Origin of the sequence: Mycobacterium sp. E796, from assembly GCF_001672815.1 — a bacterium.
Classification (GTDB): Bacteria; Actinomycetota; Actinomycetes; order Mycobacteriales; family Mycobacteriaceae; genus Mycobacterium.
This window is the reverse complement of sequence record NZ_LZKK01000292.1, coordinates 1-14,295: the sequence shown is the minus strand read 5'-3', so window position 1 is coordinate 14,295 and position 14,295 is coordinate 1. Positions and strand designations below refer to the sequence as shown.

Below are 14,295 nucleotides of genomic sequence, written 5' to 3'. Positions count from 1 at the left end.
ATGACGGTGGCCACCCGGGTGCTGCCGCCGACCCGGCAGCTGGGCGGCGGGTTGGTCGAGATCCCGCGCGTGCGCGACATCGATCCGCTCGAGGCGCTGATGACCAATCCAGTGGTGCCGGAGTCCAAGCGCTTCTGCTGGAACTGCGGAAAGCCGGTCGGCCGGTCGGGCTCCGAGGGCAACGGCGCGTCCGAGGGCTGGTGCCCCGCCTGCGGGAGCCCGTATTCGTTTCTGCCGCAGCTGAATCCGGGCGACATCGTCGCAGGCCAGTACGAGGTGAAGGGCTGCATCGCGCACGGCGGGCTGGGCTGGGTCTACCTGGCGGTCGACCACAACGTCAACGACCGCCCGGTGGTGCTCAAGGGCCTGGTGCATTCCGGTGACGCCGAGGCGCAGGCGATCGCGATGGCCGAGCGCCAGTTTCTGGCCGAGGTGGTGCACCCGCAGATCGTGCAGATCTTCAACTTCGTCGAGCACACCGACCGGCACGGGGAGCCGGTCGGCTACATCGTCATGGAGTACATCGGCGGGCAGTCGCTGCGGCGCAACCTCAAGGACGGGAAGTCCGAGAAGCTGCCCGTCTCCGAGGCCATCGCCTACCTGCTCGAGATCATGCCCGCGCTGAGCTACCTGCATTCCATCGGCCTGGTCTACAACGACCTGAAGCCGGAGAACATCATGCTCACCGAGGAGCAGCTCAAGCTGATCGACCTGGGCGCGGTGTCCCGGATCAATTCGTTCGGATATCTTTACGGCACACCGGGTTTCCAGGCCCCGGAGATCGTGCGGACGGGCCCGACGGTGGCCACCGACATCTACACGGTGGGGCGGACGCTGGCGGCGCTGACGCTGAACCTGCGCACCCGCAACGGCCGCTACGTGGACGGGCTGCCGGACGACGATCCCGTGCTGAAGAACTACGACTCGTACGGCCGGCTGCTGCGCCGCGCCACCGACCCCGACCCACGGCGCCGCTTTTCCACCGCCGAGGAGATGTCGGCGCAGTTGATGGGCGTGCTGCGGGAGGTGGTCGCCCAGGACACCCGGATCCCGCGGCCCGGCCTGTCGACGATCTTCTCCCCCAGCCGTTCGACGTTCGGGGTCGACCTGCTGGTCGCACACACCGACGTGTACCTGGACGGCCAGGTGCATTCCGAGAAGCTGACGGCCCGGGAAATCGTGACCGCGCTGCCGGTGCCGCTGGTCGATCCGACGGACGTCGCCGCCCCGGTGCTGCAGGCGACGGTGCTCTCCCAGCCGGTCCAGACGCTGGACTCGTTGCGCGCGGCGCGGCACGGTTCGCTGGACGCCGACGGCATCGAGGTGGCCGAGTCGATCGAGCTGCCGCTGATGGAGGTACGCGCGCTGCTGGACCTGGGCGACGTGGCCAAGGCCACTCGCAAGCTCGACGACCTCGCCGAGCGGGTCGGCTGGCGGTGGCGGCTGGTGTGGTATCGGGCCGTCTCCGAGCTGCTGACCGGCGACTACGAGTCGGCCACAAAGCATTTCACCGAGGTGCTGGACACCTTCCCGGGCGAGCTGGCGCCCAAGCTGGCGCTGGCCGCCACCGCCGAGCTGGCCGGTAACCCCGACGAGCACAAGTTCTACGAGACGGTGTGGAAGACCAACGACGGCGTGATCTCCGCCGCCTTCGGTCTGGCCAGAGCCCTTTCGGCCGAGGGCAATCGCGAGGAGGCGGTGAACACCCTGGACGAGGTTCCGCCCACCTCAAGGCATTTCACCACCGCGCGACTGACCAGCGCGGTGACGCTGATGTCCGGCCGCTCCACCAGCGAGATCACCGAGGCACAGATCCGCGACGCCGCCCGCCGCGTCGAGGCCCTGCCGCCCACCGAGCCGCGGGTGCTGCAGATCCGCGCCCTGGTGCTGGGCGGCGCGATGGACTGGCTGCAGGACAACGAGGCCAGCACCAACCACATCCTCGGCTTCCCGTTCACCGAGCACGGCCTGCGACTGGGTGTCGAGGCGTCACTGCGCAGCCTGGCCCGCGTCGCGCCCACGCAGCGGCACCGCTACACGCTGGTGGACATGGCGAACAAGGTGCGCCCGACGAGCACGTTCTAGCTTTTGCTCTGCGTGTCCGTGTGAATCGTGGGCGGCGACACGCCGACGAACTTCGCCATGGGCTCACACCGAAACGCCCTGCGTTCACACTCGATTCGCCAGCGAGCTCGAGTGTGAATCGTGGGCTTTCCGTGTGAATCCGGAGCGGGAAAATCGCCCGGATGCCGCCACCGGCTCACACTCAAAACCCAGCGCTCACACTCAATGAGTCAGCATGCAGCCCAACCGCGTTCGATCAGCGCCGCGCGGACTCGGCGCACAATGTTTGCGCGGTGATCCTCAGCGACGACCCGGACGATTATCCAGCCCATTCGCTCGAGCGTCTCCAAGCGCTGAATGTCGTAGATGTATCGACGACGATCGGTCTGGTGCTGATCACCGTCATATTCAACCCCGACCATGTACTCGTCCCAACCCACATCGATGTGGGCGACTGGCAGGCCGTCCACGCCGAGCACCGCTATCTGGGTCTGCGGCCGTGGCAACCCGGCATCGATGAGCAGCAGCCGCAGATAGCTTTCGCGCGGCGACTGCGACCCCGGGTCGACCAGCTCCAGCGCGGCCTCCAGCCCACGCAACCCGGGCGCGTGGGGATGGCACTTCGCGATGCGCAGCACGTCGTCAACCTTGAAACCCGTTGCGCGCGCGAGTGCGTCGAGCCGGGCGACCGCCGAGCGGATGGCGCCGCGCCGGCCGATATCGAAGGCGGTGCGCTCGGGTGTGGCGACGGTGTACCCGCCCATCACCTGCGTCTCGCCGTCCGCCAGCGCGTCGCGCCGCGTCAGCACGCCGCGCGGTGGTCGCGTGTTGGACTGGTTCAGCTCGATCGGAACATTGTCGGGAATCCACTTGGATCCGTGCAGCGCCGCGGCGGCCGCGCCGACGATGGTCGCCGACCTCTTCGACCACAACCACGCCGCGGCGATCCGCTGTTCAAGGGACGGCTCGGTGCCGTTCGGTAGGTAGACGTTCGGAAAGACCGCGCTGTAACGCGTGCGCAGTTGATGCCGGTTCAACGCCCCGGATGCCAGTGCCTCGCTGCCGATAAACGGTTTTCCCAGTTCCATGGCGGAACGCTCGCACGCCGACGGTGACGGCGTTTACAGCTATCCACAGGGCGGTCGGGTGTGAACTGGTGGCTTTTCGTGTACACACGGGGCGGGAAAAAGCCACAGGCACACACACAGCGCAGACATAGGTTCGTATCGCACAGTTATGGACATGCCGGGGCAGTCCACGCGGTGGATCACCACGGCCCGCGCGCTGCGTCGGGCCGGGTTCGGGGTGACCGGACCCGAGGTCGACGCGGTGGCCACCCGCGAGTGGCCGGAATACGTCGACGCCATCCTGGCCACCAACCCCGACGCAGACCCGGGCGCCGTCGCCACCCCGATGCCAAGCCTGGAGGCACCGCGCGCGCCCGGCAAGGGCGCGCCGCAGGCGGCCCGCAAGCAGTACAACGCGGCGTTGTCCGAACAGCAGCGGGTGCTCTCGGAGTGGTGGCTGAGCCGCATGGTGAGCGTCGGACAGCCGGTCCACGAGAAGCTAACCCTGTTGTGGCACAACCACTTCGCCACCTCCGCGCAGAAGGTCCGGGTGGCCGCGTACATGGCCGCGCAGAACCAGAAGCTGCGCACCGGCGCGCTGGGCGATTTCCGCAAGCTGGCCTACGCGATGCTGACCGACGCCGCGATGCTGCGCTGGCTCGACGGGCAGGCCAACACGGCCAAGGCCCCCAACGAGAACCTCGCCCGCGAATTCATGGAGCTGTTCGCGCTCGGCCACGGCAACGGCTACACCGAGGACGACGTGCGGGCCGGGGCGCGGGCGCTGACGGGATGGGTGATCGGCGCCGACGGCCAAACCGCGGTGCTCCCCAAACGCCACGACCCGACGGCCAAGACGCTGTTCGGGTCCACCCGCGACTTCGACGCCGCGGCGTTCTGCGACGCCGTGCTGGCCCAGCCCAAATCGGCCGAATACGTCGCGGGGCGCCTGTGGCAGCAGCTGGCCTCCGACGACCCGCCGTCACCGCAAGCGCTCGACCGCCTCGTCGCCGCGTACGGCCCGGGGCGCGACCTGCGGGCACTGACCCGGGCGATCCTCACCGACGGCGAGTTCACCGATGGGCGAGCCACGCGGGTCAACACCCCGGTCGAATGGCTCGTCGGCGTGCTGCGGACACTGCGCGTGCCCGTCGACAAGCCCGCGGAGCGCAAGCTCGCGGACACCACCCTGGGTGCGCTGGGGCAGCGCCCGTTCTACCCGCCGAGCGTCGGCGGCTGGCCCCGCGGGCAGGTATGGCTGTCCACCGCCAGCGCCGGGGCGCGCCTGCGCGCCGCGACGCACCTGGCGCGCTCGGGCGACCTCTCGAGCGTCGAAGACGCCGCCCCCCGCGACCGCATCGACGCGGTCGGTTACCTGATCGGCGTCGGCGACTGGTCGGACCGGACCGCCGACGCGCTGGCGCCGCTGGTACGGACGCCGCCGCAGTTGGTCGCGGCCGCGGTCAACACGCCCGAATACCTGACGTCCTGAGTGAGAACGAGCATGCCCGAGATCAATCGCCGCAGATTCCTGATCGCCAGCGCGGGCGTCGGCGCGGCCGGCCTGCTTTCGACGGCGGTGGCCGTCGAATGGCCCGACCTGATGCGCGCGGCCCGGGACCGCCCGCTGCCCGAGGGCGCCGGCGTGCTGGTGCTCGTCACGCTGTACGGCGGCAACGACGGCATCAACACTCTGATCCCCTACGGCGACAACGCATATCACGACGCGCGCCCCGAGCTCGCCTACGCCCCGGGTGACGTGATTCACCTCGACGAGCGGCTCGGGCTCAACCCGGCGATGAAGGGATTGGCCCAATTGTGGGGCCAACGCCGACTCGCCATCGTGCGCGGCGTCGGCTACCCCAAGCCGGACCACAGCCACTTCCGGTCCATGGACATCTGGCAGACGGCGTCGCCGGCAGAGCCCGTCTCGACCGGCTGGATCGGCCGCTGGCTCGACGCCACCGGAGACGACCCGCTGCGCGCGGTCAACGTGGGGCCCGTCCTGCCGCCGCTGGCCGTCGGCGAAAAGTGCACGGCGGCAGCGCTTTCGCCGGGCGGGTCGGCCGGCAAGGCCCAGCAATTCGACGGCATCATGGCCGCGCTCGGTGCCGACGACCCCGACGACACCCCGGCGATGGCCGCCGTGCGCAAGGCGTACCGCGCCGCGCGGACCGCCAACGGCGCGTTCGAATCGGTCAAACCCGCCGCCAAGGGCCGCAATTCGCTCGCCGCGCAGCTGGACGTGGTCGCCGGCGCGGTGAAGGCCCGCGTCCCGACGCGGGTCTACACCGTGCAACTGGGCGGCTTTGACACCCACGCCGACGAACGCGAAACCCAGCAGCGCCTCTTGCAGACCTTCGACCAGGCGGTCGCGCCCTTCCTGCAGCAGGTGGACGATCCCAACGTGGTCGTGATGGCGTACTCGGAGTTCGGCCGCCGCGTCCACGCCAACGCCTCGCAGGGCACCGACCACGGCACCGCCGGTCCGGTCTTCGTCGCGGGGGCGCGCGGCGGACCCGTTAAAGGCGGGTTCTACGGCGAGGAACCCAGCCTCACCGACCTCGACAACGGGGACCTGAAGTACACCACGGACTTTCGCGACGTCTACCACGAACTGCTGGACCGAACCGTCGGGACCGATCCCACACCCTCGGTTGGGGCGGGACGAAAGAGCCTGGGGTTCCTAACCGCTTAGCGCGCGCACGCAGTCGCGGGCGATGGCCAGTTCTTCGTTGGTCGGTATCACCAGCACGGCGATCGGCGACGATTCCGCCGAGATTTGCCGCGCGCCCCGGCCCCCGCTGAGGTTGCGGCGCTCGTCCAGGACGACGCCCAGCTCCTCGAGGCCCGCCGTCGCGTCGCGACGCACCGCGGGGTCGTTCTCGCCGATCCCGGCGGTGAAGCTGATGACGTCGGTGTGCCCCAGCACCGCCAGGTACGCGCCGATGTACTTGCGCAACCGGTGAATGAACACGCTGTAGGCCAATTGCGCCGCGCCGTCGCCGGATTCGATCATGGACCGCAACCGGCGGAAGTCCCGCTCGCCGGCCAGCCCGAGAACCCCGGACCGCTCGTTGAGCATGGCCTCGACGTCGTCGACGCCCATCTGGGCCCGGTGCCACAGGTAGCTGACGATGCTGGGGTCGATGTCGCCGCTGCGGGTGCCCATCACCAGGCCCTCCAGCGGGGTGAGACCCATCGAGGTGTCGATCGGCCGGGTGCCGGCGATGGCCGATGCCGACGAACCGTTACCCAGATGCAGCACAATCTGTTTCAGGCCGCCGAGCGGCCGGTCCAGGAAGGCCGCGGCCTGTTCGCTGACGTAGCGGTGCGACGTGCCGTGGAATCCGTAGCGGCGGATCTGCCACCGCTCGGCCACCTCACGGTCGATGGCGTAGGTCGCCGCGGCCGGCGGCATGTCGTGGAAGAACGCCGTGTCGAACACCGCCACGTGGGGAAAGTCGGGCAGCAGCTTGCGCGCCACCTCGATTCCCTTGAGCGCGGGCGGATTGTGCAGCGGGGCCAGTTCGGACAGCTTGCCCAGCGTGGCGATCCGCGCGTCGTCCATCAGCGTCGGCCGGTAGAACTCGTTGCCACCGTGCACCACCCGGTGCCCGACCGCCAGCAGCCCGCAGGTCCGCAGGTCGATGCCGTCCCCGGCCAGGGTGTCGAAGGCGCGATGCAGCGCGGCCTCGTGATCGGGAACGCCGGACCCATCCTCACCGATCCGCTCGATGTGGCCCGACGCCCGCGCCTCGCCCGAATCCGGTTCCACCAGTTGGTATTTCAGTGACGACGAGCCGGAGTTGATCACCAGCACTAGGCGGCCCGTGTCAGCCATGGACGGCCTGCGCCTGGATCGCGGTGATCGCCACGGTGTTCACGATGTCTTCGACCAGCGCGCCGCGGGACAGGTCGTTGACGGGCTTGCGCAGCCCCTGCAGCACCGGACCGATCGCGATGGCCCCGGCGCTGCGCTGCACCGCCTTGTAGGTGTTGTTGCCGGTGTTGAGGTCCGGAAAGATCAGGACCGTGGCGCGCCCGGCCACCGGCGAATCCCGCAGCTTGGTGGCCGCGACCGACGGCTCGATCGCGGCGTCGTACTGGATGGGCCCCTCGACCAGCAGCTTCGGATCCCGTCGGCGCACCAAATCCGTTGCCGTCCTGACCTTGTCGACATCGGCGCCGGTGCCGGAGTCGCCGGTCGAGTAGGACAGCATGGCCACCCTCGGCTCGATGCCGAACTGCGCGGCGGTGCGGGCGGAGCTGATCGCGATGTCGGCAAGCTGCTCGGAAGTGGGGTTCGGGATGATCGCGCAGTCGCCGTACACCAGGACACGGTCGGGCAGACACATGAAGAAGACGCTGGAGACGGTGGAGACGTCGGGAACCGTCTTGATGATCTCGAACGCCGGCCGGACGGTGTGCGCGGTGGTGTGGGCGGCGCCCGACACCATGCCGTCGACGGCGCCGTTATGCACCAGCATGGTGCCGAAATACGTGGCGTCGCGCATGATCTCGCGGGCATGCTCGGTGGTGACGCCCTTCGCCTTACGCAGCTCCGCGTACTGGTCGGCGAACTGGTCGCGCAGCTCGCTCACCAGCGGGTCGATCACCTGCGCGCCGTCGAGGTTCACCCCGAGTTCGGCCGACCGCAGCCGGATTTGGGCCTCGTCGCCGAGGATGGTCAGGTCGGCGACGCCGCGCTGCAGCAGGCGCCCGGCGGAGCGCAGGATGCGGTCGTCGTCGCCCTCGGGCAGGACGATGTGCCTGCGGTCGGCCCGGGCCCGCAGCCGCAATTGGTAGGTGAACATCTGCGGGGTGATCACGGTCGGCACCGAAATCGTCAGCTGGGTAAGCAGATCCGCGATGTCGACGTGGCGGTCCATCAGCTCGAGCGCGGTGTCGATCTTGCGCTGCGACATCGCGGTGACCCGGCCGCGAGCCGAGGCGGCCGCGCTGGCCGTGTCGTAGGTGCCCAGCGCGGTCGCGATGATCGGCAGCCGCAGCCGCAGGCCGGAGACCAGCGCCGCGATGGACGGGTGCAGCTCGAACCCGCCGTTGAGCACCAGGCATGACAGCGACGGAAACCCTTCCGCCGCATGGGCACTGGCCACGGCGAGCACCACGTCGGACCGGTCGCCCGGGGTGATCACCGCCATGCCGTCGCGCAGCCTTTCCAGCACGTGATCGGCAGTCATCCCGGCGACCAGCACGTCGGTGACCTCGCGCTCGCGCAGCGACGCCTCGCCACTGACCGGCGTCCCGCCGACCGCCCGCTCCAGCTCGGCGACCGTCGGCGCGCACAGCAGCGGTGCCTCGGGCAGCACGTAGCTGCGCTGGGTGAACGCGCACAACGCTTCCGCTACCTCCGCCAGGTCCGCCGGATCGCACCGGTTGGCCACCACCGCCGCGGCGTGGGCGTGCTGGACGGCGAGCTCGGCGAGGCAGACCTCGACGACGCCGGCGATCTCCGTCGGGGTCCGGCCCTTGCCGCTGACCGCCAGCAGCACCGGCACCCCGAGGTTGGCCGCGATGCGCGCGTTGATGGAGAGCTCGGCGGGCCGCGTCACGTCGGTGTAGTCGCTCCCGACGATCACCACCACATCGCAGGACTGGGCCATCGCGTGATAGGAGTCAACGATGCTGGCGATCGCGGCGTCGCTGTCGGCGTGCAGCTGCTGATAGGTCACGCCGACGCACTGCTCGTAGGACAGGCCGGCGGTGGTGTGCTCGAGCAGCAGCTCGAGGATGTAGTCGCGGTCCTCGCCGAGTACATGCGGCGACCCGCTGCGCCCGGCTTCGCCGCGCTTGCGATCGCCTGAAACGCGGGTGATGGGGCGGAACACGCCGACCCTGGCGACGGTCGCGGTCAGCCGGTGCAGCAGCCCCAGCGCGATCGTCGACTTGCCGGTCTCCGGCTCGGGCGCGGCGATGTAGATGGCCTTCGAAAAAGGCCCGGTTTCAGCCAAGTCGGCGCAGCCTGGGGGCCAGGTCCTTTTCGAAGAGATCCAGGAACCGGCGCTGGTCGTGGCCCGGCGCGTGGAACACCAGATGGTTGAGGCCCCACGTCACGTATTGCCCGACCTTTTCGACCGCCTCGTCGGGGTCCGACGCCACGATCCAGCGCTTGGCGACCTGCTCGATCGGCAGCGCGTCCGCGGCCTTCTCCATCTCGATCGGGTCGTCGATGCTGTGCTTCTGCTCGGCCGTCAGCGACAGCGGCGCCCAGAAGCGGGTGTTCTCCAGCGCCAGGTCGGGGTCCGGGTCGTAGGAGATCTTGATCTCGATCATCTTGTCGATGTCGTCGACGTTGCGGTCGGCGGCCGCGGCGCCCTCCTTGACGGCCGGGATCAGCTTGTCCTTGTAGAGCTCCTCGCCCTTGCCGGAGGTGCAGATGAACCCGTCGCCGGCCCGTCCCGCGTACTTGGCCACCGCCGGGCCGCCGGCGGCGACGTAGATCGGGACGCCGCCCTCGGGCACGTCGTAGATCGAGGCGCCCTTGAGCCGGTAGTACTCGCCGTCGAAGTCGACGCGGTCGCCGCGCCACAGCTCCCGCATCAACCGCACCGACTCGCGCAGCCGGGCGAAGCGCTCCTTGAACTCCGGCCAGTCGCCCTCGTATCCGGTGGCGATCTCGTTCAGCGCCTCGCCGGTGCCGACCCCGAGGAAGACGCGGTCGGGGTACAGGCACGCCATGGTGGCGAAGGCCTGTGCGATGACGGCGGGGTTGTACCGGAATGTCGGGGTGAGCACCGAGGTGCCCAGGACGATCCGCTTGGTGCGTTCGCCGACGGCGGTCATCCAGGCCAGCGAGAACGGTGCGTGCCCGCCCTCGTGCCGCCACGGCTGGAAGTGGTCACTGACGGTTGCGCTGTCCATGCCGTGACCTTCGGCGGCGACAGCGAGTTCGACGAGCTCACGCGGTGCGAATTGTTCGGCGGACGCCTTGTATCCAAGTTTGAGTTCAGCCACGGGTTATTTCTACTCCTGTCTTGCCGGTCGCGACCCGCCGCGCCCGGCTACGCCGCGCTTGCGATCGCTCCTCCCGGGCCTCCTACACTCGCGGGCATGGCGCAGCTAGTTCAGGTCACCGACACGGTGTACCTCGCCCAGGGCCCGGCGGTTAACTGGACGCTGGTGGTCGACGGGACGGGCGTGATGTTGATCGACGCCGGCTACCCCGGCGATCGCGAGGAGGTGCTGGCGTCGCTGCGGCAGCTGGGCTACGGCCCGGAAGACGTGCGCGCGATCCTGCTGACGCACGCGCACATCGATCATTTGGGATCGGCGATCCGGTTCGCCGCCGAGCACGGCACCCCGGTGTTCTGCCACGCCGACGAGGTGGGCCACGCCAAGCGGGAGTACTTGGAGCAGGCCTCGGTTGTCGATGTGGCGCTGCGCATTTGGCGGCCGCGCTGGGCGGTGTGGGGTCTACACGTGGTCCGCAGCGGCGGTCTGATCCGCGACGGCATCCCCTCGACGCAGCCGCTGACCGCGGAGGTGGCCGCCACACTGCCGGGCCACCCGATGGCCGTCGCCACGCCGGGGCACACCAGCGGGCACTGCTCGTATGTCGTCGACGGGGTCCTGGCAAGCGGCGACGCGCTGATCACCGGCCACCCGTTGCTGCGGCACCGCGGCCCGCAGCTGCTGCCGCCCGTGTTCAGCCACAGCCAGACGAACTGTCTGCGCAGCCTGAACGCGCTGGCCCTGTTGAACACCGAGGCACTGCTGCCGGGTCACGGCGACGTGTGGCGCGGCCCCATCCGTGAGGCGACGGAAGCGGCGCTCAAGCGGGCGCAATGACGCAGACCCGGCGTCAGAGCCCCAAGTGCTCCCGCAGCGTCTCGCCGGTGTACTCGGTTCGGAAAGCGCCGCGTTCCTGCAGCACCGGTACCACCCGGTCGACGAACTCGTCGAGGCCGTGCGGCGTCAGGTGCGGCACCAGGATGAAGCCGTCGCAAGCGTCGGCCTGGATGTAGGTGTCGATCTCGTCGGCGATTCGCGTTGGCGTGCCGACGAACTGCTGGCGGCTGGTGACCGCGATGACCAGCTCGCGGATCGAGAGATTCTCGGCTAAAGCGCGTTCGCGCCAACCGCGGGCGACGGCGATGGGGTCGCCGTGCCGCACCCGGCCCTGCGTGATCGCGCTGTCGACCACCGGGTCGAAATCCGGAAGCGGGCCGTCCGGGTCGTGGTCGGATAGCTCACGGCCCCACACCTGCTCGAGCATCGCGATCGCCGTCGCGCCGCTGACCTGTTGGTAGCGGATGTGCCGCGCCCGGTCGTGCGCCTCGGCATCGGTGTCGCCGATGACGAACGTCGCCGCGGGAAACACCTTGAGCCGGTTGGGATCCCGGCCGTAGGACGCGGCGCGGCCCTTCACGTCGGCGTAGTAGCGCTGCCCGTCCTGAAGCGACGAGTGCAGCGTGAACAGGGCGTCTGCGTTGCGGGCGCCGAACGCGCGGCCGTCGGCGGAGTCGCCGGCCTGCAGCAATATCGGATGCCCCTGCGGCCCCGCCGGCAGCGTAGCGAACCCGCGCACGTCGAACTGGGGGCCACGGTGTTCGACGCTTCGGATCCGGTCGGGATCGGCATAGGCCCCCGCCCCGACGTCGGCCAGCACGGCGTCGGCTTGCCAGCTGTCCCACAACTGGCGAGCCACGGCGAGGAACTCCTCGGCCCGCGAATACCGATCGGCGTGGTCCAGGAAACCGCCGCGGCGGAAGTTGGCTCCGGTGAAGGCGTCCGACGAGGTCACCATGTTCCAGCCGGCGCGGCCGCCCGAGAGGTGGTCGAGCGACGCGAATTGCCTTGCCACCTCAAAGGGTTCGTTGAAGGTGGTGTTGATGGTTCCGGTCAGCCCGATCCGGTCGGTGACACCCGCGAGCGCGGCCAGCACGGTGAACGTGTCCGGGCGGCCCACCACGTCCAGGTCGTAGATGCGGCCGCGGTGCTCCCGCAGCCGCAACCCCTCGGCCAGGAAGAAGAAGTCGAACAACCCACGTTCGGCGGTGCGGGCCAGGTGCACGAACGACTCGAACTCGATCTGGCTGCCCGAACTCGGGTCCGTCCACACCGTGGTGTTGTTGACACCCGGGAAGTGGGCGGCCAGGTGAATCGGCTTGCGCTGCTTGCCCTCCCGCACGCTCATCCGCTGATCCCCCACCGCTTGGCGATCAGTTCGTGCGAGCGCAGCCGGTCGGAGTGCCGGTGGGTGACGGAGGTGACGACCAGTTCGTCCGCGCCGGTGACGCGTTGCAGCGCGGACAGCCGCTCGGCGACCTCGTCCGGATTGCCGACGAACTGCGTTTCCAGCCGGTCTTTCACCACCGGCAGTTGCTCCTCGGCGAGCGGGGGGCAGTCGTCGGGATCGGGGTAGGGCACGGCGCCGACCCCCGTCCGGATGGAATAGACCCAATGCCCGTAGCTGGACGCCAGATGCCTTGCGGTAGCGGTGTCGTCGGCCACCACGATGTCGGCCGACACCACGACGTAGGGCCGCTCGAAGGCGGCCGACGGAACGAAGGCGGCCCGGTAGGCATCGATCGCCTCCAGCGCCGTCGCCGGAGTGATGTGGTAGCTGGCGACGAACGGCAAACCCCGCGCACCGGCAAGCTTGGCGCTTTCACCCCGGGTGCTGCCAAAGATCCACGGGGTCAACCCGGATCGCTCACCCGGCACCGCGTGCACGTCGAAGCCCTCGACCTCGTAGGTGCCGTCCAGCATCGCGATGATGTCGGCGAGTTGCTCGGCGAAGCCGGGCGCCACCGCCCCGGGCTGTTGCAGGATTCCCATGGTCGCCTGCACCCGTTCCTTGTCGAGGAGCCCGCGGAGGTCGAACGGCAGCGGGACCACCACGCCGTCGACCTCGTGCCACTGCCGCGGCGGGCGGGACTTGGCCGACGGTGATTTCGGCTTGAACCCGGTGTCGCGTCGCTGTCCCCTTCCGACGCCCAGGTCGATGCGGCCCGGATAGAACGCCTCAAGCATCCCGAAACTCTCGACCACCGCGACCGGAGTGGTATACCCGAGCTGAATGGCGGCCGATCCGACCCGAATGCTGTTGGTGGCGGCCGCGATCTGGCCGATCAGCACGGCCGTCGCGGAGCTGGCGACGCCGACGAAGTGGTGTTCGGCGAGCCAGTACCGGTGATAGCCCCACCGCTCGGCGCGCTGGGCCAGATCGATCGTGTTGCGCAGTGCGGTCGCGGCGTCGCTGCCCGCGCTGATCGGGGCCAGGTCCAGGATCGACAGCGGCACCGGGGTCATCGGTGCACCGCCGCATAGCGATTGGGCGCCACGGGCAGGCCGAGGCGCGCACGCAGGGTTTCACCCTCGCGATAGCCGGTGCGGAACAGCCCGGCCCGCTGCAGCAGCGGCACCACCTCGTCGACGATGACCGGCAGGTCAGTCGCGTTGACGGCGGGGCGCAGGCGCGCGCCGTCGATGCCCAGCCGCTGCCAATCCTGCAGTAGCTCCACCAATTCCGTTGCGCCACCGGTGAACACGAGCGCGTCGGATCGGAAGTCGGCCGCGCGGTTGAACGAAACCACCACGTCGGCAAGGACTTTCAGGTGGGCACCGCCCGCCGCGCGCACCTCCGCGAGAATGCGTTGCACCGACGCGCGGTCGGTAGGGGTGACGAAGACGACATCGGCGCCGGAGGCGGCGAACTCGTAGGCGGGGCCGACATGCGCCAGCGCGGCCACCACGGGCTGCCCCTGGGGCGGGCGCGGCGTGATCGAGGGCCCCTTGACCGAGAAGTACTTTCCGGTGAAGTCGATGTAGTGCAGCTTATCCACGTCGACGTAGCGCCCGGTGCTCACGTCGCGGATGATGGCGTCGTCCTCCCAGCTGTCCCATAACCGGCGGACCACGTCGACGTACTCGACGGCCTCCTCGAAGAGAGGTACCTCGGACACGTCACGACGGCCGAACAGCGCCGCCTCGTGCGCGGTGGCGCTCACCCGCGGCTGCCAGCCGGCCCGTCCGTGCGACACGAAGTCAAGCGTGGCAATGGATTTGGAGACGTGGAAAGGCTCGGTATGGGTGACCGTGGCCACGGGGATCAGCCCGATGTGTCGCGTGGCGGGGGCGATGCGGGCCGCGACCAGGACGGCGTCGGCGCGGCCGGTCAGCCGGTCCGGATGAATCC

At 69.5% G+C, this 14,295-nt stretch carries 11 protein-coding genes; 4 read left to right on the top strand and 7 right to left on the bottom strand.

What is annotated here, in order from left to right:
* Positions 1 to 2,085 (top strand): serine/threonine-protein kinase PknG (locus A5706_RS22270; RefSeq protein WP_068135393.1); only part of this gene is annotated, 2,085 nt, incomplete at its 5' end.
* A gap of 209 nt (positions 2,086 to 2,294) precedes the next feature.
* On the opposite strand, the gene A5706_RS22265 is transcribed toward A5706_RS22270, so the two are convergent.
* Complete coding sequence (locus tag A5706_RS22265; protein ID WP_068135391.1) at positions 2,295 to 3,152, bottom strand: endonuclease domain-containing protein; 858 nt, start codon at positions 3,150 to 3,152, stop codon at positions 2,295 to 2,297.
* A gap of 154 nt (positions 3,153 to 3,306) precedes the next feature.
* Between A5706_RS22265 and A5706_RS22260 the strand changes: the two genes are divergently transcribed.
* The gene (locus A5706_RS22260) at positions 3,307 to 4,623 is read left to right on the top strand and encodes a DUF1800 domain-containing protein (protein WP_068135399.1); all 1,317 of its coding nucleotides are present in this window, start codon (positions 3,307 to 3,309) and stop codon (positions 4,621 to 4,623) included.
* Between the two features lie 12 nt (positions 4,624 to 4,635).
* Positions 4,636 to 5,829, top strand: coding sequence for a DUF1501 domain-containing protein (locus A5706_RS22255; protein ID WP_068135387.1), 1,194 nt, complete (start codon positions 4,636 to 4,638; stop codon positions 5,827 to 5,829).
* Here the strand turns inward: A5706_RS22255 and A5706_RS22250 are convergent.
* Genes A5706_RS22250 through fgd form a run of 3 tightly spaced genes read right to left on the bottom strand, consistent with a single transcriptional unit; the run spans position 5,818 to position 10,109 of the window.
* The gene (locus tag A5706_RS22250) at positions 5,818 to 6,975 is read right to left on the bottom strand and encodes an acetate kinase (protein WP_068135384.1); all 1,158 of its coding nucleotides are present in this window, start codon (positions 6,973 to 6,975) and stop codon (positions 5,818 to 5,820) included. The genes A5706_RS22255 and A5706_RS22250 overlap by 12 nt on opposite strands.
* Complete coding sequence (pta, locus tag A5706_RS22245) at positions 6,968 to 9,106, bottom strand: phosphate acetyltransferase (RefSeq protein WP_068135379.1); 2,139 nt, start codon at positions 9,104 to 9,106, stop codon at positions 6,968 to 6,970. Before pta ends, A5706_RS22250 begins: the two co-directional genes overlap by 8 nt.
* Positions 9,099 to 10,109, bottom strand: coding sequence for a glucose-6-phosphate dehydrogenase (coenzyme-F420) (gene fgd / locus A5706_RS22240; protein ID WP_068135376.1), 1,011 nt, complete (start codon positions 10,107 to 10,109; stop codon positions 9,099 to 9,101). Before fgd ends, pta begins: the two co-directional genes overlap by 8 nt.
* 96 nt (positions 10,110 to 10,205) lie before the next feature.
* Between fgd and A5706_RS22235 the strand changes: the two genes are divergently transcribed.
* Positions 10,206 to 10,943 (top strand): MBL fold metallo-hydrolase, encoded by a 738-nt coding sequence (locus tag A5706_RS22235; RefSeq protein WP_068135373.1) that lies wholly within the window; start codon positions 10,206 to 10,208, stop codon positions 10,941 to 10,943.
* 13 nt (positions 10,944 to 10,956) lie between these two features.
* Here the strand turns inward: A5706_RS22235 and A5706_RS22230 are convergent, their stop codons facing one another.
* The 3 genes from A5706_RS22230 to A5706_RS22220 form a co-directional block, all read right to left on the bottom strand.
* Entirely contained in the window at positions 10,957 to 12,291 is a 1,335-nt protein-coding gene (locus A5706_RS22230; protein ID WP_068135372.1) for an NtaA/DmoA family FMN-dependent monooxygenase, read from the bottom strand.
* Positions 12,288 to 13,409 carry an LLM class flavin-dependent oxidoreductase gene (locus tag A5706_RS22225; protein ID WP_068135370.1) on the bottom strand — a complete coding sequence of 374 codons (1,122 nt, stop codon included), beginning with the start codon at positions 13,407 to 13,409 and terminating at the stop codon, positions 12,288 to 12,290. The genes A5706_RS22230 and A5706_RS22225 overlap by 4 nt, the downstream gene beginning before the upstream one ends.
* Positions 13,406 to 14,295, bottom strand: an 890-nt coding sequence (locus tag A5706_RS22220) for an LLM class flavin-dependent oxidoreductase (RefSeq protein ID WP_068135367.1), incomplete at its 5' end; no start/stop codon positions are given. The genes A5706_RS22220 and A5706_RS22225, both read right to left, overlap by 4 nt.

Excerpts from the sequence above, each read along its gene's own strand:
- A5706_RS22230 (WP_068135372.1), bottom strand. The coding sequence starts at position 12,291 with ATGAGCGTGCGGGAGGGCAAGCAGCGCAAGCCGATTCACCTGGCCGCC.
- A5706_RS22250 (WP_068135384.1), bottom strand. The coding sequence starts at position 6,975 with ATGGCTGACACGGGCCGCCTAGTGCTGGTGATCAACTCCGGCTCGTCG.
- A5706_RS22225 (WP_068135370.1), bottom strand. The coding sequence starts at position 13,409 with ATGACCCCGGTGCCGCTGTCGATCCTGGACCTGGCCCCGATCAGCGCG.
- A5706_RS22265 (WP_068135391.1), bottom strand. The coding sequence starts at position 3,152 with ATGGAACTGGGAAAACCGTTTATCGGCAGCGAGGCACTGGCATCCGGG.
- A5706_RS22235 (WP_068135373.1), top strand. The coding sequence starts at position 10,206 with ATGGCGCAGCTAGTTCAGGTCACCGACACGGTGTACCTCGCCCAGGGC.
- A5706_RS22260 (WP_068135399.1), top strand. The coding sequence starts at position 3,307 with ATGCCGGGGCAGTCCACGCGGTGGATCACCACGGCCCGCGCGCTGCGT.
- A5706_RS22255 (WP_068135387.1), top strand. The coding sequence starts at position 4,636 with ATGCCCGAGATCAATCGCCGCAGATTCCTGATCGCCAGCGCGGGCGTC.